At 38.5% G+C, this 20,096-nt stretch carries 18 protein-coding genes, 1 tRNA gene and 1 other RNA gene; 11 read left to right on the top strand and 9 right to left on the bottom strand.

Annotation, left to right across the window (positions count from 1 at the left end; all coding sequences use genetic code 11):
* The first annotated feature begins 5 nt into the window (after positions 1–5).
* Genes hflC through FIT79_RS03970 form a run of 7 tightly spaced genes read left to right on the top strand, consistent with a single transcriptional unit; the run spans position 6 to position 6,227 of the window.
* Complete coding sequence (gene hflC / locus FIT79_RS03995) at positions 6–881, top strand: protease modulator HflC (protein ID WP_028818099.1); 876 nt, start codon at positions 6–8, stop codon at positions 879–881.
* A gap of 2 nt (positions 882–883) precedes the next feature.
* Positions 884–1,069 (top strand): DUF2065 domain-containing protein, encoded by a 186-nt coding sequence (locus FIT79_RS03990; RefSeq protein ID WP_139871607.1) that lies wholly within the window; start codon positions 884–886, stop codon positions 1,067–1,069.
* Between the two features lie 3 nt (positions 1,070–1,072).
* Entirely contained in the window at positions 1,073–2,224 is a 1,152-nt protein-coding gene (locus tag FIT79_RS06725; protein WP_189644847.1) for an ATP phosphoribosyltransferase regulatory subunit, read from the top strand.
* Positions 2,225–2,230: 6 nt separating this feature from the next.
* Positions 2,231–3,544: an adenylosuccinate synthase gene (locus FIT79_RS06720; RefSeq protein WP_189644846.1), complete on the top strand. Its 1,314-nt coding sequence runs from the start codon at positions 2,231–2,233 to the stop codon at positions 3,542–3,544.
* Positions 3,545–3,550: 6 nt separating this feature from the next.
* Entirely contained in the window at positions 3,551–4,885 is a 1,335-nt protein-coding gene (locus tag FIT79_RS03980) for a TRZ/ATZ family hydrolase (RefSeq protein ID WP_139875685.1), read from the top strand.
* Positions 4,855–5,580 (top strand): bifunctional 2-polyprenyl-6-hydroxyphenol methylase/3-demethylubiquinol 3-O-methyltransferase UbiG, encoded by a 726-nt coding sequence (gene ubiG / locus FIT79_RS03975; RefSeq protein WP_139875684.1) that lies wholly within the window; start codon positions 4,855–4,857, stop codon positions 5,578–5,580. Before FIT79_RS03980 ends, ubiG begins: the two co-directional genes overlap by 31 nt.
* Entirely contained in the window at positions 5,577–6,227 is a 651-nt protein-coding gene (locus FIT79_RS03970) for an HAD family hydrolase (RefSeq protein WP_139875683.1), read from the top strand. Before ubiG ends, FIT79_RS03970 begins: the two co-directional genes overlap by 4 nt.
* On the opposite strand, the gene recR is transcribed toward FIT79_RS03970, so the two are convergent.
* The 6 genes from recR to adh form a co-directional block, all read right to left on the bottom strand.
* Positions 6,217–6,819, bottom strand: a complete 603-nt coding sequence (recR, locus tag FIT79_RS03965; protein WP_139867820.1) for a recombination mediator RecR — start codon at positions 6,817–6,819, stop codon at positions 6,217–6,219. The two genes, FIT79_RS03970 and recR, sit on opposite strands and share 11 nt — an antisense overlap.
* A gap of 9 nt (positions 6,820–6,828) precedes the next feature.
* Positions 6,829–7,137 carry a YbaB/EbfC family nucleoid-associated protein gene (locus tag FIT79_RS03960; protein WP_028818091.1) on the bottom strand — a complete coding sequence of 103 codons (309 nt, stop codon included), beginning with the start codon at positions 7,135–7,137 and terminating at the stop codon, positions 6,829–6,831.
* An 11-nt stretch (positions 7,138–7,148) separates the two neighbouring features.
* A complete protein-coding gene (gene dnaX, locus FIT79_RS03955; RefSeq protein ID WP_139875682.1) occupies positions 7,149–8,801 on the bottom strand; it encodes a DNA polymerase III subunit gamma/tau in 1,653 nt (550 codons plus the stop codon).
* Between the two features lie 29 nt (positions 8,802–8,830).
* Positions 8,831–8,928, bottom strand: an RNA gene (gene ffs / locus FIT79_RS03950) — signal recognition particle sRNA small type.
* 30 nt (positions 8,929–8,958) lie between these two features.
* The gene (locus tag FIT79_RS03945; RefSeq protein ID WP_028818089.1) at positions 8,959–9,345 is read right to left on the bottom strand and encodes a DUF779 domain-containing protein; all 387 of its coding nucleotides are present in this window, start codon (positions 9,343–9,345) and stop codon (positions 8,959–8,961) included.
* 55 nt (positions 9,346–9,400) lie between these two features.
* Positions 9,401–10,921, bottom strand: a complete 1,521-nt coding sequence (gene adh / locus FIT79_RS03940; protein ID WP_028818088.1) for an aldehyde dehydrogenase — start codon at positions 10,919–10,921, stop codon at positions 9,401–9,403.
* Between the two features lie 205 nt (positions 10,922–11,126).
* On the opposite strand from adh, the gene FIT79_RS03935 reads away from it, so the two are divergent.
* The 3 genes from FIT79_RS03935 to FIT79_RS03925 all read left to right on the top strand — a co-directional run bounded on the left by FIT79_RS03935 (position 11,127) and on the right by FIT79_RS03925 (position 15,397).
* Positions 11,127–11,217 (top strand) — tRNA-Ser (locus FIT79_RS03935).
* A gap of 88 nt (positions 11,218–11,305) precedes the next feature.
* Positions 11,306–13,870, top strand: a complete 2,565-nt coding sequence (gene acnB, locus FIT79_RS03930) for a bifunctional aconitate hydratase 2/2-methylisocitrate dehydratase (RefSeq protein ID WP_139875681.1) — start codon at positions 11,306–11,308, stop codon at positions 13,868–13,870.
* 3 nt (positions 13,871–13,873) lie between these two features.
* Positions 13,874–15,397 (top strand): fumarate hydratase, encoded by a 1,524-nt coding sequence (locus FIT79_RS03925; protein ID WP_139875680.1) that lies wholly within the window; start codon positions 13,874–13,876, stop codon positions 15,395–15,397.
* Positions 15,398–15,401: 4 nt separating this feature from the next.
* On the opposite strand, the gene FIT79_RS03920 is transcribed toward FIT79_RS03925, so the two are convergent.
* A complete protein-coding gene (locus FIT79_RS03920; RefSeq protein ID WP_139875679.1) occupies positions 15,402–15,926 on the bottom strand; it encodes a hypothetical protein in 525 nt (174 codons plus the stop codon).
* Positions 15,927–15,986: 60 nt separating this feature from the next.
* On the opposite strand from FIT79_RS03920, the gene FIT79_RS03915 reads away from it, so the two are divergent.
* Positions 15,987–16,520 (top strand): glutathione peroxidase, encoded by a 534-nt coding sequence (locus FIT79_RS03915; protein ID WP_139875678.1) that lies wholly within the window; start codon positions 15,987–15,989, stop codon positions 16,518–16,520.
* Between the two features lie 6 nt (positions 16,521–16,526).
* Here FIT79_RS03915 and FIT79_RS03910 read toward each other — a convergent pair whose 3' ends face one another.
* Together FIT79_RS03910 and ppsA are read right to left on the bottom strand one after the other, a co-directional pair.
* Positions 16,527–17,342 (bottom strand): pyruvate, water dikinase regulatory protein, encoded by an 816-nt coding sequence (locus FIT79_RS03910; RefSeq protein WP_139875677.1) that lies wholly within the window; start codon positions 17,340–17,342, stop codon positions 16,527–16,529.
* Positions 17,342–19,705, bottom strand: a complete 2,364-nt coding sequence (gene ppsA / locus FIT79_RS03905; protein ID WP_139875676.1) for a phosphoenolpyruvate synthase — start codon at positions 19,703–19,705, stop codon at positions 17,342–17,344. Before ppsA ends, FIT79_RS03910 begins: the two co-directional genes overlap by 1 nt.
* Between the last annotated feature and the right edge of the window lie 391 nt (positions 19,706–20,096).

Raw genomic sequence — 20,096 nt, 5'->3', positions numbered from 1 at the left:
AGAATATGAAAAATATTACATATGTATTGGTGAGTTTTTTAGCAGGCATCATGATTTTAGCGATGTCTACTTTCACTGTAGATCAAAGAGAGTACGCCATTGTATTTCGCTTAGGTGAAATCATATCGATTAAAAAAGAGCCAGGGCTCTATTTCAAAACACCGCTCATCGAAAATGTGAAGTTTTTTGACAATCGAATTTTGACACTGAATTGGCAAGAGCCTGATCGTTTTATCACAAGCGAAAAGAAAAACGTACTTGTTGATTCATTCATTAAATGGAAAATTGTCGATCCTGCAAAATATTATGTATCTGTGAAGGGTGATGAAGTGCAAGCTGAGAGAAGAATCTCTCAAACAGTGAATGATGGATTACGCGCGGAGTTTGGTAAAAGGACCATTCATGATGTCGTATCAGGCGAACGTGGTGAAATTATGCAAATTCTGACAGATCGTGCGGACCGAGATTTACGTTCGATGGGTATTCAAATTTTAGATGTGCGCTTAAGACGCGTTGATCTTCCTAAAGAGGTGAGCGAGTCTGTTTATCAGCGTATGGAAGCTGAGCGTAAATCAGTGGCCAATGAGTTGCGCTCACAAGGTTTTGCAGCTTCAGAAAAAATTCGTGCTGATGCTGAAAAGCAGCGTGATGTCATTATTGCGGAAGCCTATAAAGAAGCACAGAAAGTAAAGGGTGATGGCGATGCAAAGGCCTCAGAAATCTATGCCAATGCTTATGCTAAGAATCCCGAATTTTATGCCTTTTATCGAAGCATTGAAGCTTACAAAAAAAGCTTTAAGGATAAAGCTGACGTGTTGGTCTTAGATCCAACCTCAGATTTTTTAAAGTACATGCGTAGTTCTAAGAAGAAAAAAGATTAGTCATGAAAAGTTGGCTTTTTTCATCTTTTGGTCTTATGTTGATTTTAGAAGGTCTCATGCCCTTATTTTTTCCAGAGGGTTGGCGTAATACTTTCAGAAAAATGATTACCATGAAAGGTGGTCAGATTCGTTTTATGGGTTTGATATCTTTTTCACTAGGATTAATTTTTTTATTTTTAGGCCGCTAGCTGATGAATCAATGGACACTCCCAGATTATGTTGAAGACATGCTTCCCGATGAAGCAGTCTATCTCGAGTCATTAAGACGCTCTATTCTTGATCTCTATCAAACGCACGGATATTTATATGTTATTCCTCCTATGTTGGAATACATTGAATCCTTAAATGGCAATGGCCAGGATATGGATCTAGATACATTTAAAGTTGTTGATCAGTTGACAGGAAGACTTATGGGTGTTCGCGCTGATATCACACCTCAGGTCGCACGTATTGATGCACACCTTATTCAAAATGATGAAGTCACAAGATTGTCTTACGCAGGCTCGGTGTTAAGAACAAAGCCAGCCAGCTTTCTTCAGTCAAGAGAGCCATTCCAAATTGGAGCTGAGCTCTATGGGTTTAAAGGTATCGAAGCTGATCTTGAAATACAAACGCTTTTAATTAAAACACTGAGTACCATCGGTATTCAAAATCCAGTAATTGATTTTAATCACCTTGATATTTTTACGTCCTTAATCGCATCGTCCAATATGGAACGTGATCAACTTGATCTTTTGTATCAAGCGATGCAGAAAAAAGATAAATCAGAAGTGATTGGTTTAACTAAATCATTAGATAAAAAAAATCGAGATGCACTCATTGAATTAGTGAGTCTTTATGGTGATGTCAATGTGCTAAAAGAAGCTGAGAAATTATTGCCACAAGATCAGGCTATTAAAAGTGCGCTGCAATTTTTAAACCAACTTGATCAGGCTTTAAAAAACAATCAGATTAAAGTGTCATATGACTTGAGTGATATTCGTGGCTACCAGTATCACAATGGTTTAGTGTTTTCAGTATATGCAGATCAGTGTTATTCACCCATTGCATTAGGTGGTCGCTATGACAATATTGGCGCATCATTTGGTCGTAACCGACCAGCCACAGGTTTTACGATGGATTTAAAAAATATTGTCACTTTATTCCCTAATGGGAAAAAAGCGAAAGCAATTCTAGCGCCCCAAGGGAGCGAGCGTGAATTACAAAATGCTATTGAATCACTTCGCCAACAAGGCGAAATAGTCGCCATTGATTTATTTGGTGATATGAACGCTAAACAAAATAATTGTGATCGCATATTAATGCAAGACGCGAATAAAGCGTGGAAAGTTAAAACGGTTTAATTTAAGATGGCAAAAAATTTAGTAGTCATTGGTACTCAATGGGGCGACGAAGGTAAAGGTAAGATTGTGGATTGGCTAACCGATCACGCAGAAGGTGTCGTTCGTTTTCAGGGGGGGCATAATGCAGGCCATACATTAGTCATTGGCCAAGGCTCAAGCCAAAAAGAATATAAACTAAATTTAGTACCCTCAGGTATTATTCGTAAAAATGTAGATTGCTTTATTGGCAATGGTGTCGTGCTCGATATTGAGCACTTGCTTCACGAAATCAAGACGCTCGAAGCCGATGGTATTGAAGTTAAAAGTCGTTTATTTGTAAGTCCAGGCTGCCCTCTAATCTTAAAACATCATATAGCACTCGACCAGGGTCGAGAAGCGATGCGTGAAGCTAAAATCGGTACCACAGGAAAAGGTATTGGGCCTGCTTACGAAGATAAGGTGGCTCGTCGTTCGCTTCGTGTTTACGATTTACTGAATCCAGATAATTTCAAAAATAAACTTGCTGAAGTCATGGATTACCATAATTTTGTCTTGCAGCATTATTTAAAAAAAGATCCGATTGATGTCAATGAGCAATTTGATCTTTCTATGTCGCATGCAGAAAAGATAAAACCTTTCCTTGCTGATGTAGCACAGAAACTTTATGAAGCCAATGCTAAAAATAAGAATTTATTATTTGAAGGCGCGCAAGGTTCACTTCTAGACATTGATCACGGGACTTATCCTTATGTCACTTCGTCAAATTGCGTATCAGGCCAAGCAGCAGCAGGTGCTGGTGTGGGTCCACATATGTTGCATTATATTTTAGGTATTACAAAAGCTTATACGACTCGAGTCGGTGGCGGACCTTTTCCGAGTGAGCTTGATATAGAAACTCAAGGGACACCAGGCTATCAAATGTCAACCAAAGGTAAGGAAATTGGTACAGTGACTAAACGAAAAAGACGTTGCGGTTGGTTTGATGCAGCTGCATTAAAACGCTCCGCGATGATTAATAGTCTCACAGGTTTATGTATCACCAAACTTGATGTTTTAGATGGCATTAAAAAAATTGGTATCTGTGTGGGCTATGAATTAGATGGTAAAAAAATTGATCTTCTACCTTTGGGTGCTGATCAAGTAGAGCGTTGTAAACCTATTTTTATTGAAGTCGATGGTTGGGACGAAAGTACCTTTGGCATTAAATCGATGGATGATCTCCCGAAGAATGCGCAGCTATACCTCAAGACACTAGAAAAATTATGCGAAGTGCCGATTCATGTTGTATCGACCGGTCCTGAGCGTGATGAAACGATCGTCCTTAAACACCCCTTCGAATAATAGCTCATGACAGATACTCGTATCCAGCTTGTCAGCACGATTATTTCTGCCAAATGGATTTGTCCCGTGAGACCCCAGAATAAAGCACTCGAAGATCATTCGATTATTATTGATGAGAATCGAATCATTGATGTAATAGAAACAAAAAAAGTCACATCCCTTTATCAAACCAATCAACACTTTCAGCTTCATCATCATATCGTTACGCCTGGTCTTATAAATGCGCATACACATGCTGCGATGAATTTATTTAGAGGGTTTGCCGACGATCAACCCCTTGATACATGGCTTAATGACTCTATTTGGCCGCTTGAAAAAAAATGGGTCACACCTGATTTTGTCCATGACGGGACATTGATTGCATGCGCTGAAATGTTAAAGAGTGGGATCACTACATTTAATGAAATGTATTTTTATCCCGAGGCAGCCTCTCGCGCGATTAAGCAAACTGGTATGAGAGCTAACATCGGTCTTTTTGTAATGGATTACCCCTCTAATTACGCGAATGACGGAGAGGATTATTTAATGAAAGGGCTTGAAGCTAGAGATGGCTGGCGTGATGAAAATCTTATCACATCAAGCCTAGCTCCTCACGCTCCCTATTCAGTCTCAGATAAAACATTAAATCAAGTCGTAACCTATGCGAATCAACTCAATCTTACGATTCATATGCATGTGCATGAAACGGAACATGAGATCAATAGTAGTCTAAAGGAATATCAACTAAGACCCATTGAGAGACTGAATCGTCTTGGGATTCTGAGCCCACAATTTATGGCTGTGCATGCTGTTTATCTGAACGATGAAGATTTAAACACGCTATCAAAAGAGTCTGCATCTGTCATTCATTGTCCGACATCCAATTTAAAATTAGGGAGTGGTATCGCTCATATTGAAGCGTTACAAAAAAACCATATTAATGTATGTATTGGTACAGACGGAAGTGCCAGCAATAATAAGCAAGACGTATTGCACGATATGCAATTAGCATCTTTGCTTGCTAAAGGCATGACAAAAAACCCTGCGATACTTGATGCTAAAACATCTTTAGAAATGGTCACTATTAATGGTGCAAAAGCACTTGGACTTGAAGACTGTATTGGTTCGATTGAAAAAGGAAAGTTCGCAGACTTGACAGTATTTAATATGGATCACATATCTACATTGCCGATGTATGACCCTATGAGCCACTTAGTTTATGCAGCCACCCGAGAAGAAGTTAGTCATGTATGGGTCAATGGTTTATTGCAATACGAAGAAGGACATCTCACATCTATTGATGTTCAAACATGTAAGGATATAGCGCTAAGATGGCAACTCAAGCTAAAACAAAACGTATAAACGTTTCAGAAGAAGAAGTCGCTAAATTTAATGAGCTTGCTCACAAATGGTGGGATAAGACGAGTGAATTTAAACCACTTCACGACATCAATCCTCTTCGTCTTAATTTTATTCATGAAAAAATAAACTTAAAGAATAAAAAAGTGCTCGATGTCGGTTGCGGCGGAGGTATTCTTTCTGAATCCATGGCAAATCTAGGTGCGGATGTCACAGGGATTGATATGGGTGAGAAAGTGATCAATATTGCAAAACTTCACGCGCTTCAGACAAAATTAGATATCGATTATCAATGCACTTCCCTAGAGACGTTTACGTCAAAACATAAGCCTATTTTTGATGTGATTACATGTATGGAAATGTTAGAGCATGTCCCAGAGCCCTCGGCTGTTGTATCTTTATGCGCAAAACTTTTAAAGCCAGGTGGCACGCTTTTTATGTCAACTATTAATCGCAATATAAAAGCTTATTTGTTTGCAGTCATTGGTGCTGAATATATTCTTAAATTATTACCACGTGGCACGCACGATTATGAAAAATTTATTAAACCTTCTGAACTCATTTCTTGGTGTCGGCAGCAAGATTTAACGATTGTGACTTTAAAAGGTATGACTTATAACCCCATCACAGATGTGTATAAGTTAGGCGATGATGTTTCGGTGAATTATCTAATTGAAGTTGCAAAAAATTCATCATGAAAGCTGTTCTATTTGACTTAGATGGTACTTTGATTGATAGCGCACCACAACTTGTAGGAGCACTTAATCAATTAAGACAACAGTATAATTTACCCCCCATTCCTTTTTTGGCAGGCCGTCCTTTTGCTTCCCATGGTGCGGCAGGTTTACTTAAAGCTGGTTTTGATATGGATAAAAATGATCCTGCTTATGATTCTCGTGTGCAAGAATTTTTAGATATTTATAAAGAAGTTTTTAATCAAAATGTGCAATGTATGGAAGGTATTGAAGAATTGATTAATACTTTAAATTTTAGAGAAATATCCTGGGGTATTGTCACGAATAAAGCAAAGAAATTTGCACAGCCTCTGGTGGCTTCTCATCCACTTTTATCAACTACAGAATGTCTGATTGCAGGTGATGAGGTGAGCGTCCCCAAACCCTCACCCGAAGGACTTCTTAAAGCATCACAACTCCTCTCAATAAAGCCATCTGACATTATTTATTTAGGCGATGATAGGCGCGATGTCATGGCAGCAAATGATGCAGGTATGGTAAGTATAGTGGCACGATACGGTTATTTAGAAGCAGGGGATGATGCAAACACTTGGAACGCTCAGCACATTATTGATAAGCCGTCTGATCTCTTAAGCTATCTCAGTCCTTAATTATTTTACGTTCAATCATAGCTTGGGCAAGAGTCCCACTATCCACGTATTCAATTTCACCACCCATGGGCAAACCTCTTGCTATTCGACTTAACCGAATACCACGTGCTTTTAGGAGCTCGGTGACATAGTGGGCTGTCGCATCTCCACTGACCGTAAAATTATTCGCTAAGATTACTTCTTTAACAATTCCAGCATCAAGACGTTTTAAAAGCCTGTCTAGATGAATGTCTTTAGGGCCAATACCATCTAAAGGTGAGAGCTTGCCCATTAAAATAAAATACATGCCGTTATAGGAATGCGTTTGTTCCAACATCATGAGATCACTTGGCATTTCGATCACGCAGAGTATGGATGGATCACGATCTTTCGATGAGCAAAGTGAACAAATCACTTCTTCAGAAAAGTTATTACAATGTGAGCAGTGACCAACTAATTCGATTGCGTTAGCAATAGCGCTTGAGAGTTGCGAGGCACCTTTTCTATTGTGCTGCAGAAGATGATAAGCCATACGTAAAGCTGATTTAGGGCCAATACCTGGTAAGCACCTTAAGGCATCAACGAGCTGTTCCAGTGCTTCAGTATTTTTCATGCAGTGAATTTAGAAAGGTAATTTCATGCCAGGAGGCAACATATTGCCCATCTTAGCATTGGTAGTTTGTTCAATTTTTTGTAATGCATCTTTAAAAGCCACAATGAGAAGATCTTCTAACATTTCGTGATCATTCATGACAGAAGGATCGATCGATATTTTTTTAATCTGGTGCTTGCAAGAAATAGCGATTTTAACAAGCCCATTACTTGCTAAACCTTCAACGTCTATTAACCCAAGTTCATCTTGCGCTTTTTGCATATTAGCTTGCATCATTTGCGCTTGTTTCATTAAATTGCCCATGCCGCCTTTCATCATATGATGACTCCTTATGTGGTTTGATTAGGTTTAATGCTAGATGGAATAATCTCAGCATTAAATTCGGTAAGTAATGATTTTACGAATTGATCTTGAAGAATAGCATTCTCAGTATCTTTCATAAGTGTTGACCGTTCTTCTTGTTTTTGTTTGAGCGGTGAATTATTTGCACCCTTTTGAAGGATTACAAGTTTAATGCGTTGACTGAAGTGCTCTGACAAGCTCAGCTCTAATTTTTTTTGATAGGCTTCATTAAGAAGATGCTTGTGCTCATCTGCAATTGACAAAATTATTTCGTTATTTTTAAAGCTGACGAGTTCAGACTGCTGCGCAAGCGCTTTGACTAAGCCTAGTTTTAGTTGGTCAACAAGTTCACGCCAATTTCCATTGAATGGGACTGCTTCTTTTGATATTTCTTTATCTGATATATCTTCATCGATTTCGTGAATTACTTCAATTTTTTTTTTAAATTCAAATGTTTCAGATGAAACATCTTTCGATATTGCCGCAGATTCCATTTTTGTTGCGCTATGAGCAACATCAGTTTTTGCAATTGCTGGATTTTTGGCAATCACTGCATCTTGAGGGGCAAAGGAAAGCATTCTAAGAAGCGTCATTGTGAAGCCTGCATACTCATCGGGTGCCAAATAAAGATCTCGTCGACCTAATATCGTAATTTGATACAAAAGTTGTAATTGTTCTGCACTTATTTTTTTGGATAATGCGATCACTTGATCGCGATCAAGATAAGAAACTTCTAAGCTCTCTGGAATTGCTTGAGTCACGCTAATTATTTGAATGAGATTTGCTAAGTCATTAAGTGCCGCTTCAAAGGATAAGTTTCTTTCATCCATGTGTTTTGCAATTTCAATCACTTTTTGCCCGTCTTGATCAATAACCGCTTGAATTAAATTAAATAAATATGATTGATCTATTGCGCCTAACATTTTTTTAATTGTCGCTTCTTCTATTTTTCCACCACAATAGGCAATGCCTTGATCTAAGATTGATAGCGCGTCACGCATGCTTCCATTTGCAGCTTTTGCAATTAAATAAATTGCATTGATTTCATAATTAATCGCCTCTTCTTTTAGTATCTTTTCCATGTACTCTGAAATAGAAGCAGACGGCATCTGTTTTAAATTAAATTGGAGGCATCTTGATAAAACAGTGACCGGGACTTTTTGCGGATCTGTAGTTGCTAGGATAAATTTGACATGTTCAGGAGGTTCTTCCAATGTTTTCAACATTGCATTGAATGCACTTTTTGAAAGCATATGCACTTCGTCGATGATGTAGATTTTAAATTGGCCTTGGGTCGGTGCGTATTGAGCGTTATCTAACAAATCTCGCATATTATCGACTTGCGTATTGGATGCCGCATCGACTTCAATGAGATCTACATAGCGGCCTTGATCAATTTCCGTACATGCGGAACAAGTGCCGCAGGGTGAGGAGCTAATACCATTTTCACAATTAAGCGCTTTCGCTAGAATTCGCGCTAATGTCGTTTTGCCGACACCACGTGTACCTGTAAATAAGTAAGCATGATGAAGTCTTTTTTGATCGAGTGCATTTTTGAGTGCTTGCACAACATGCGCTTGACCGACGAGCGTATCAAACGAACGGGGGCGATATTTGCGTGCAAGAACTTGATAGCTCATGAATAATTTTTAACCAATCCAATTTAATAAGAGGCGAGCCAGACCCCCGGCACTTGTTTCTTTAGTTGTGGCTGCTTGCTTCCGCATCTGACCAGGTTGGCTAAATTACAATGCGGGGAGGCCCGCCAGTGATTATTTTAACCTAAGGGAACGCCTTTTACCCGCAATGTTTAACAGGATGTTGGCTTAAATACGCCCATTCTTCATCGCTATATAAACGCGACCGAATAATAAAGCGCATGCCTGTTCCGTTTTCTAGTGAAAACTGGCCACCATTGCCTGGTATGGCATCGAGCGTTAGATGTGTGTGTTCCCAGTAGGAGAATTGACTAGCGCCCATATAAAAATGAACGCCATGCGTAATGCCAACCTCAACGTCTGAGCCGCCTAAATAAAATTCACTCTTGGGATAACACATAGGTGCGCTTCCATCGCAACAGCCACCTGATTGATGAAATATAATTTCACCATATTTTTCCTTTAAAGAATCAATCAGTGTGTTTGCAGTTTCTGTTGTATCTATGCGTGTAAAAGTTTTTTCCATAAAAAAGAAAGGCAAGACGTATAAGTCCTGCCTTTGATTTTAGTTAAATTGAATCTTAAAAGAAACCAAGTTTATTTTCACTGTAGCTCACTAGAAGATTCTTTGTTTGTTGGTAGTGATCAAGCATCATCTTGTGTGTTTCGCGACCGATACCTGATTGTTTATAGCCACCAAATGCTGCATGTGCAGGATAAGCATGGTAGCAATTAGTCCATACACGACCTGCTTGAATGCCTTTGCCCATTCTAAATGCGCGATTGCCGTTACGTGACCATACGCCTGAGCCTAAGCCATAGAGCGTATCGTTTGCAATTTCAAGCGCTTCATCTTCATCTTTAAATGTTGTAACTGAAACGACAGGTCCAAAAATTTCCTCTTGGAAAATACGCATTTTGTTATGACCTTTGAATACAGTAGGTTCAATGTAATATCCTTCTGCGAGTTCACCACTTAATTTTTTTCGATTACCACCGATGAGGATTTGAGCGCCTTCTTCTTGACCAATCTTCATATAAGACATAATTTTTTCAACTTGCTCACTTGATGCTTGAGCGCCGATCATTGTTGTCATATCAAGGGGATTGTCTTGTTTGATTGCCGCAACACGTTTAAGTGCACGCTCCATAAATTTATCGTAAATAGATTCTTGGATTAAGGCACGTGAAGGGCATGTACATACTTCACCTTGATTGAGTGCAAACAATGTAAAGCCTTCTAGCGCTTTATCAAAGAAGTTGTCATCTTTATCCATCACATCTTCAAAGAAGATATTAGGTGATTTACCACCAAGCTCTAAAGTTACTGGAATAAGATTTTGTGATGCATATTGCATAATCAATCGACCTGTTGATGTTTCGCCTGTGAATGCAATTTTTGCAATACGTGGCGAGCTTGCAAGTGGTTTACCAGCTTCTAAACCGAAACCATTCACAATATTTAATACGCCAGGGGGGATGAGATGACCTACTAACTCAAGCACAACTAGAAGTGATACAGGTGTTTGTTCTGCTGGTTTAATGACTACACAATTACCTGCAGCAATCGCAGGCGCTAATTTCCAGGCTGCCATAAGAATAGGGAAGTTCCATGGAATAATTTGTCCGACAACACCTAAAGGCTCATGAAAATGATAAGCCATTGTCTCGTGATCAATTTCACCGATACTGCCTTCTTGTGCTCTTACACAGCTTGCAAAGTATCTGAAGTGATCGATCGCTAATGGAATATCAGCATAAGTAGTTTCACGGAGAGGCTTGCCATTGTCGATTGTTTCAGCAATCGCAATCGTTGAAAGATTTTTTTCCATGATGTCTGCTACTTGCATCAAGATATTTGCGCGTTCAGTAGGGCTCTTCTTAGCCCAGCCATCTTTGGCTGCATGCGCTGCATCTAGCGCCAAATTAATATCTTTTTCGTTTGAACGTGCAACCTCACAAAAAACTTTGCCGGTGACTGGTGAAATATTTTCAAAGTATTTGCCGTCTACTGGAGGTACAAATTTACCGCCAATATAATTGTCATATTTGGCCTTAAATGGATGTTTTACTCCAAGATTATTTAATGTTTCTAAGCCCATAAATCGCCCCTAAGTTAATAGTTAATTAATAATAAATGCTAAATAAATCAATAAGTTATGAAATTATTAAAACGGATGTACTGCGGTAGACGTACGGTAAATAAATTCAATAGGTCAACCTTAATACGACTGCGAACTTTAATCAAGAGAGAAAAGATCATTCTTAAAGCGAAGTGAGGCATAAGTTATAATGCCGACTCTTTTCGGAAGGGTGGATGAGCGGTTTAAGTCGCACGCCTGGAAAGCGTGTTTAGGTGAATAACCTAACGCGGGTTCGAATCCCGCCCCTTCCGCCATATTCTAGTGATTTATCTTTTAAAGACGAATGCATTGGCTTTATACTAATCGATATTCAATTACCTTTTTAAAGCCCATCAAAATCCAATGATCGATGATTACAGAAAAGAAGCCGCTAATCGTTTAAATGAGGGCCTGCCGCCACTTCCTCTGACAGCAAAGCAAACCGCAGAACTCGTCACCTTATTAAAGTCACCCGATACAAAAGATACTCAGACGTTGATGGAATTATTTTGTCATCGCGTTCCATCAGGCGTTGATCAAGCTGCTTATATTAAGGCTGCTTACCTTACAGATATTGCGAAGGGTATAGAACAATCAAAAATCATTTCACCTAAGTATGCTATTGAATTATTAGGAACCATGGTTGGTGGTTATAACGTTCAATCACTTATTTCTCTTCTAGACTCAGATCTTGCTGATGATGCCGTTAAAGTTTTATCTCATATCATTTTAATTTTTGATGCATTTCATGATGTAAGCGAAAAAGTAAAGTCAGGTAATAAAGCTGCAATGAAACTAATGGAGTCATGGGCGAATGGCGATTGGTTTTTAAAAAAATCCGCATTACCCAAAGAAATAAAAGCAATTGTTTTTAAAGTAGATGGCGAAACAAATACCGATGACCTTTCCCCAGCGCAAGAAGCTTGGTCGAGACCAGACATCCCATTACATGCAAAAGCGATGTTAGTGAATAAATTGCCAAACGGCATTAAAACAATTCAGGACTTAAAAACAAGACAATTACCTATAGCTTATGTGGGTGATGTTGTAGGAACAGGTTCATCCAGGAAATCAGCAATTAATTCTCTTCAATGGCACATGGGAAGTGATATTCCTTTTATTCCAAACAAAAGAACGGGTGGCATTGTCTTAGGTAATAAGATTGCGCCTATATTTTTTAATACAGCAGAAGATTCAGGCGCGCTTCCTATTGGGTGTGACGTTAGTCAGATGAAAACAGGAGATGAAATTACTATTCAACCATTTGAAGGAAAAATTCTAAATAGTAAAAATGAATCCATCGCTACATTTAATTTAATACCATTTACGCTTGCAGACGAATATCGCGCAGGTGGCAGAATACCTCTTATTATTGGTCGAGGATTAACATCTAAAGCAAGAGAGTTTTTAAAATTATCTCCAAGTACTTTATTCTTAACTCCAGCACCATTAGTCTCTTCTAAAAAAGGATTTACGCTTGCACAAAAAATGGTAGGTCGAGCTTGCGGCTTGCCGGTAGGTATCGGTGTTAGGCCTGGCACATATTGTGAGCCGAAAGTCACTTCTGTTGGTTCGCAAGATACAACGGGTGCAATGACAAGAGACGAATTAAAAGAGTTAGCCTGTCTCGGATTTAATGCTGACTTAGTTATGCAAAGTTTTTGCCACACAGCAGCCTATCCGAAGCCTGTAGATCTTAAATTACAACACGAGCTTCCTGAGTTTATGTCGAGTAGAGGAGGGGTTACTTTAAGACCTGGCGATGGAATTATTCACTCTTGGCTTAATCGCCTTTTACTTCCAGATACTGTAGGCACAGGAGGTGATTCGCACACTCGCTTTCCTATAGGTATTTCATTCCCAGGAGGCTCAGGCCTTGTAGCTTTTGCAGCAGCCATGGGAGCCATGCCAATTGATATGCCTGAATCCGTCCTGGTGAGATTCAAGGGAAAGATGCAACCAGGTATTACATTAAGAGACCTCGTAAATGCAATACCTTATGCTGCTATTAAAAATGGTGATCTCACGGTAGCAAAACAAAATAAAAAAAATGTGTTTAATGGGCGTATTTTAGAAATTGAAGGGTTGCCTGATCTAAAAATTGAACAAGCATTTGAATTTGCTGATGCATCGGCTGAAAGATCTGCAAATGGATGTACGGTAAAACTTAATAAAGAACCGATCATTGAATATATCAAATCTAATATTGCGCTTATTAAAAATTTAGTTGATAACAATTATGAAGATAAAAGAACATTATTGCGTCGCATGAAAGCGATGGAGGATTGGTTAAAAAATCCAGCATTATTAGAAGCTGATCATGATGCAGAGTACGCAAGTATTATTGAAATTAATCTTGATGAAATTAAAGAGCCTTTAATTGCATGTCCAAATGATCCAGATAATATTAAGCCCTTGTCTGAAATTGCAGGTAATAAAATTGATGAGGTGTTCATTGGAAGTTGTATGACTAATATTGGACATTATCGAGCAGCAGCTAGAGTCCTTGAAGATACAGATAAAATTCCAACACGATTATGGATCGTACCTCCTACTCGAATGGATGAAACAGAGCTTAAGAAAGAGGGTGTATATGAAGTCTTCAATAAAGTAGGCGCTAGAACAGAGGTGCCTGGATGTTCTCTATGCATGGGAAATCAGGCGAGAGTTGATGATGGAGCACATGTTTTTTCAACAAGCACACGAAATTTTGATAATCGCATGGGAAAAGATGCACAAGTATATTTAGGATCTGCAGAACTCTCAGCAGTTTGCGCAGCTTTAGGTAAAATTCCAACGCTTGATGAATATCTTGCAATTAACAATCAAAAACTTTCGAAAGACTTAGATTCAATTTATCGATATTTAAATTTTGATCAGATGCCAGAATACAAACCAAAAAAAGTGATCGAGATTACTGAAATTTAATACATGAAGACATCTATAAAAAAAGAAGATTTTATCGAAAGCATCAGTGATGCTTTGCAATTTATTTCTTACTATCATTCAGAAGATTTTATTCTGTCTATGCGTGAAGCATATGAAAAAGAAACATCTATTCCTGCTAAAGATGCCATGCTTCAGATTCTTACGAGCTCAAAAATGAGCGCCTTAGGTCATAGACCTATATGTCAAGACACGGGCATTGTGATTGCCTTTGTTGAAGTTGGAATGAATGTGGAGTGGGAATCAGATCTTTCAATCGAAGATATGGTGAATGAAGGTGTTAAACGCGCTTATTCAAATCAAGACAATCCGCTTCGCCCATCTATGGTGTCAGATCCAGCTGGCAAGAGACAGAACACAAAAGACAATACACCCGCAATCACGCACGTGAAGTTAATCAAAGGTAACAAAGTAAGTATTTCTATCAGTGCAAAAGGTGGAGGCTCAGAAAATAAAGCTCAATTCATAACACTTAACCCATCGGATAGTATTGTAGATTGGGTATTAAAAGTCATTCCTGAGATGGGAGCGGGCTGGTGTCCACCTGGCGTGATTGGTATTGGTATTGGCGGGTCTTCTGAAAAAGCAATGTTAATGGCAAAAGAGTCATTGATGTTGCCGATCGATATTCACTCGCTCGTTAAGCGCGGCGCAAAGAATAAGACGGAGGAGTTGCGTATAGAACTTTATAATAAAATAAATCAGCTAGGTATAGGCGCACAAGGGTTTGGTGGTTTAACCACTGTGCTTGACGTTAAAATCATCGATTACCCATGCCACGCTTCCTCCTTGCCTGTTGCATTAATACCCAATTGTGCAGCAACAAGACATACGCACTTCACCTTGGATGGCTCAGGCCCAGCACATTTTAAAATACCTGATTTAGGTTTATGGCCTAAAGATACATGGGCCGCTCAAAAAGAAGCTAAAAGAATTAATCTTGACTCAATCGATAAAAAATCAATTGAAGAGTGGAAAGAAGGCGACTTACTTTTATTATCTGGAAAATTACTCACTGCAAGAGATGGTGCACATAAAAAAATTGCTGATCTCTTTAAGAAGGGAGAAGCTTTACCTGATGGGGTAAACTTAAAAAATAAATTTATTTATTATGTAGGGCCTGTTGATGCTGTCCGTAATGAGGTAATAGGTCCAGCAGGTCCTACAACTGCGTCACGTATGGATCAATTTATGGAAATGATGTTAGCCGAATTAGGTATTATGGGCACGATTGGAAAAGCAGAACGCGGTGAAAGTGCGGTGCAGACAATCAAAAAATATCAATCCGTTTACTTAAGCGCAGTAGGGGGTGCGGCTTATTTGGTTTCAAAAGCCATTACTTCATCTAAGGTAGTTGCATTTCCTGAATTAGGTATGGAAGCTATATATGAATTTGAAGTGAAAGATATGCCAGTAATGGTATCTATCGACACTCATGGCAAGTCTACTTATTCAGAGGCGCCATCTCGATGGAAAAATAAATCGATTCCTCTCAAGGCTTCCTCATAAAAACTTAGTTAAGCATTAAACAAAAAGTCCCCTCAATAGGCCCATTTTTTTGCTTTAAATATAAATTAACTGCTTCATTAGAACTAATTTGATTTTGAAGTTTTGTTAAGATTTTTTTATAAAGCTGATCAATTAATTTTTCGTGCAATATGGTGAGATATCCTGGCACCTCATCTTCAGACTTTATCGTTGTAATTATTTTTCCGTTATATCCATACACTTTTGTTGAAATGCCTCCGTAGAGTATTTTCATCAGTGGGTTATAAAAAAGATGTGGCTCTAGAGATAGAATCAGCCTTCCATAATGATCTTTTTCGCAAGAAGCGCTTGAAGTGAAAACTGACTTACTTGAATTTTTAAGGATAGATGCCTGAGGAATCCAATAGCCTATAGAGTACGATTTGAGATAAGTAGGATGCTTATCAAAACTGCTACTTACATATATAAGATAATCATTTCCAGAATTTGCATGCGCACAAATGATATTAAAAGCGAAAATGAGAAAGATATAAAATTTAATTTTTTTCATATGGTTGAATTATTTAAAATGCCAATTGTCATAATGACATTAATTCAGGATAATTAGTTCATGAAAAGCCTTTTAAAATCTTTATTACTTTTTTGGATGATTCCTGTTATGTCCTATGCCGCCTGCCTGCCTCTATATGACCATCAATTTAATACACTTCAAGGTGAGAAAATTAACTTGTGTGATTATCAGTCAAAACCGATACTGGTTGTGAATACTGCAAGTAAGTGCGGGTTTACGCCACAATTTAATTCTTTAGAAGCGCTCTATAAGAAATATCATGGCAAAGGTTTATTGGTTATAGGTTTTCCATCTAATGACTTTAATCAAGAATTAAGTACTGACAAAGAAGTTAGGGAATTCTGTAAGCTCACTTATGCAGTTGAATTTCCTATGACCACAAAATCAAACGTCACTGGCAAGAATGCAAATCCATTTTATCAAGAGCTCATTAAGGCTTCAGGCTCAATGCCTCAATGGAATTTTCACAAATACTTAATATTGCCTCAAGGTAAAAAGGTATATGCATTTACGAGTGATGTAGCGCCTGACTCATCCGAGATACTGGACAAAATTAAAGCAGAATTAAAGTAATACGCTTTAAGTATTAGGTTGGCGAATTTTTTGTAGGATGATAGCTGATAACTCTTCGACTGAGCGCGTAGTAGAGTCTGCCCAAGGAATGCCTGCTCGCTTCATAAGATTTTCGCAATCAGTAATTTCTTTTCTGCAGTTATCAAGCGAAGCATATGTACTATTTGGACGCCTTTCACTTCGAAGACTGCTCAAACGATCTGCTTGTATCGTTAATCCAAAAATTTTATCAATATAACCTTCTAAAATAGGTGGTAGCGATTTTCTTTCAAAATCTTCAGGTGTGAGAGGGTAGTTCGCAGCTTTAATACCAAATTGCATCGCGAGATAAATGCTGGTTGGTGTTTTGCCTGATCTTGATACGCCCACTAAAATGACATTGGCTTGATTTAAACCATTATGTGTCATCCCGTCATCATGACCTAACGCGAAATTAATCGCTTCCATTCTGTCTGAATAATTAGCGCCTGAAATACTATGTGCCACGCCTGGGCGAGTCAGAGGCTCTTCTTTTAACTCAACACCCAAAGGATCTATAAATGCATCAAAAAGATCGATGTAATAAGCATCAACTTCTTTAAGTTCCGCACGAAGTTTTTGATTGCCAATTGACATGATGACGATCGGCCTTTCGCCATTTTCCATTCTTGCATTGACGATACGCTTTTGCGCATCATCCACTTTAGCGTCCGAATCAGTAAATGGAATTCTAATTTGCGTAAATTGTGTTTCTGGAAAGTGCGCTAAAAGTTGACCTAATGCACCAGCGGTAATGCCTGTTCCATCTGAGATAAAGAACGCTGTTCTTTTTTGTTGTGCCATTATTTTTGGCTAATACGTTTCCATGTGCTGATCACAGTATCAGGATTTAGTGACATCGATGAGATACCTTCTTTAACAAGCCACTCAGCAAAGTCAGGATGATCTGATGGACCTTGGCCACAAATCCCAATATATTTCTTTGTTTTTTTAGCAGCTATAATCGCCATTTGAATTAGTGCTTTCACTGCATCATTTCTTTCATCAAAACCATCCGCTAAAATTCCTGAGTCACGATCAGTGCCCAATGTAAGTTGAGTTAAATCATTTGACCCAATCGAGAATCCATCGAAGTATTCAAGAAATGCTTCAGCTAAGATAGCATTTGAAGGCACTTCACACATCATAATTAAACGAAGACCATGTTCGCCTCGCTTAAGACCGTTAGCTGCCATAATTGATGTAACTTCTTTTGCTTCCTCTAGGGTTCTCACAAAAGGAATCATAATTTCTACGTTTGTTAAGCCTAATGTTTCACGTACTTTTTTCATAGCTTGGCATTCCATGACGAAGCACTCTTTAAAATCTTCTGACATGTAACGTGCTGCACCTCTAAATCCAATCATTGGATTTTCTTCATCCGGCTCGTAAATATCTCCCCCCACTAATTTTTTATATTCATTTGATTTGAAATCAGATGTTCTTACAATCACAGGTTTTGGGTAAAATGCCGCAGCAATCGTTGCAACACCTTCAGCCACTTTATCTATATAAAATTGTTTAGGATTAGCGTAGCCGCGTGCACGGTGCGCGATTTGTTTTTGAATATCTTGTGGCATAGCTGAATAATTTAAAATGGCTTTAGGGTGGATGCCAATCATATTATTAATCACAAATTCTAGGCGCGCTAAACCCACACCATCATTTGGTGTTTGAGCAAACGTAAATGCCATATCGGGATTGCCCACATTCATCATAATTTTCACTGGTGGGGTAGAAAGGACAGTTTCTTTTTCTGTATTAACTTCATATTCAAGCGCACCTTGAAAAACAAAGCCAGTTTCACCTTCTGAGCAACATACGGTGACAATGTCACCTTCTTGAAGAAGTTCGGTTGCATTAACACTACCTACAATAGCAGGGATGCCTAGTTCACGCGCAATGATCGCAGCATGACATGTGCGTCCACCTCGATTAGTAACAAGTGCTGAAGCTCTTTTCATCACAGGCTCCCAATTAGGATCAGTCATATCTGCGACGAGAACATCACCAGGTTGCACTGAATGCATTTCAGATGGGTCTTTCACAATACGAACAGGACCGACACCAATTTTTTGCGTGACCGCACGTCCAGCGACAATCGCTTTACCAGTTCCTTTTAATTTAAAAACTTCAACCGCATTTTTTGATTGAGACTTTACGGTTTCCGGTCTTGCCTGGAGGATATAAATTTTTCCATCTAAACCATTTCTGCCCCATTCAATATCCATAGGACATCCATAATGAGATTCAATAGTGACGGCGTATTGAGCAAGTTCTAGAATATCTTGATCGTTTAAGCTAAACGAATCACTTTCTTTAGGATCTACGTCAATTGTATGTGTACTTTTTCCAGCTTGCGTAGCATCACTAAAAACCATTTTAATTTTTTTAGATCCAATAGAGCGTCTTACGATTGCTGGTTTACCTTCCTTTAGAAGAGGTTTGAAAACGTAAAACTCATCTGGATTAACAGCGCCTTGAACAACTGTTTCACCTAACCCGTAAGAGGCTGTTATAAATACAACATCTTTAAATCCAGATTCGGTGTCAATCGTAAACATCACACCTGAGCAGCCAATATCACTTCTTACCATCTGTTGCACACCTGCTGAAATTGCAACATCAGCATGCACAAAACCTTTGTGCACGCGGTATGAAATAGCGCGATCGTTATAAAGTGATGCAAACACTTCTTTAATGGCGTGCTTAATATGTTCTACACCATGAATATTCAAGAAACTTTCTTGCTGGCCAGCGAAGGAAGCATCAGGCAAGTCCTCTGCTGTAGCAGAAGATCTAACTGCAAATGTTGTACCGTCTGCAGAATTTTTAATCAGTCGTGTGTAATTTTCTTCAATAGACTTTTCTAGGCCAGAAGGGAAGGGCGTATCAACAATCCATTGCCTAATTTTTTTACCGCTAATTGCTAATGCAGTCGTATCGTCTGTATTTAATGTTTTCAGTTCATTAGCAATCTTTTCATCAAGTTTGTTATGCGCTAAGAATTCTCTAAATGCATGCGCTGTTGTTGCAAATCCGGTAGGCACTCGAACACCTTTAGCATGAAGCTGAGAAATCATTTCACCTAGAGATGCATTCTTCCCTCCAACAGAACCGACGTCTGTATTTCGAAGATTTTCTAATGGAATGACATGTGCTGACATAAGGGCCCTTAGGTTAATAACGAGAAGAACTTAACATTGAACTTTTTATAATGATGTTTTAAGTTTAATTGGTTTTTACGACAAAGATCTTAACTTCAAAATCTTTAATGGTAGGTGTCATAAAAAGACGTCATTTTGCCAAATTAACACCTTATTGTCATCTGAATACTCATCCTAACCCTTTCATTTCTTGGGGTAGTAAGAATGGACGAGCAGTATGTGGCCCAAAATAGAGCATATATTACGTTAAATGTGCCTAAATACCGTTTAAATTAGATTAAAAGCAAACAAAATACGTTAACTTTCATTAAAGTGATTATTTTATAAGATATTTCATTTGGATGCGTTGATTCGTCCTTAAATGAGCTGTCTAATGTGTAAAACAAGTTTT

Source organism: Candidatus Methylopumilus universalis, assembly GCF_006365315.1.
Taxonomy (GTDB): Bacteria; Pseudomonadota; Gammaproteobacteria; order Burkholderiales; family Methylophilaceae; genus Methylopumilus; species Methylopumilus universalis.
Note: the sequence above shows the minus strand (reverse complement) of the source record. Positions and strands in the feature narration are given on the sequence as shown.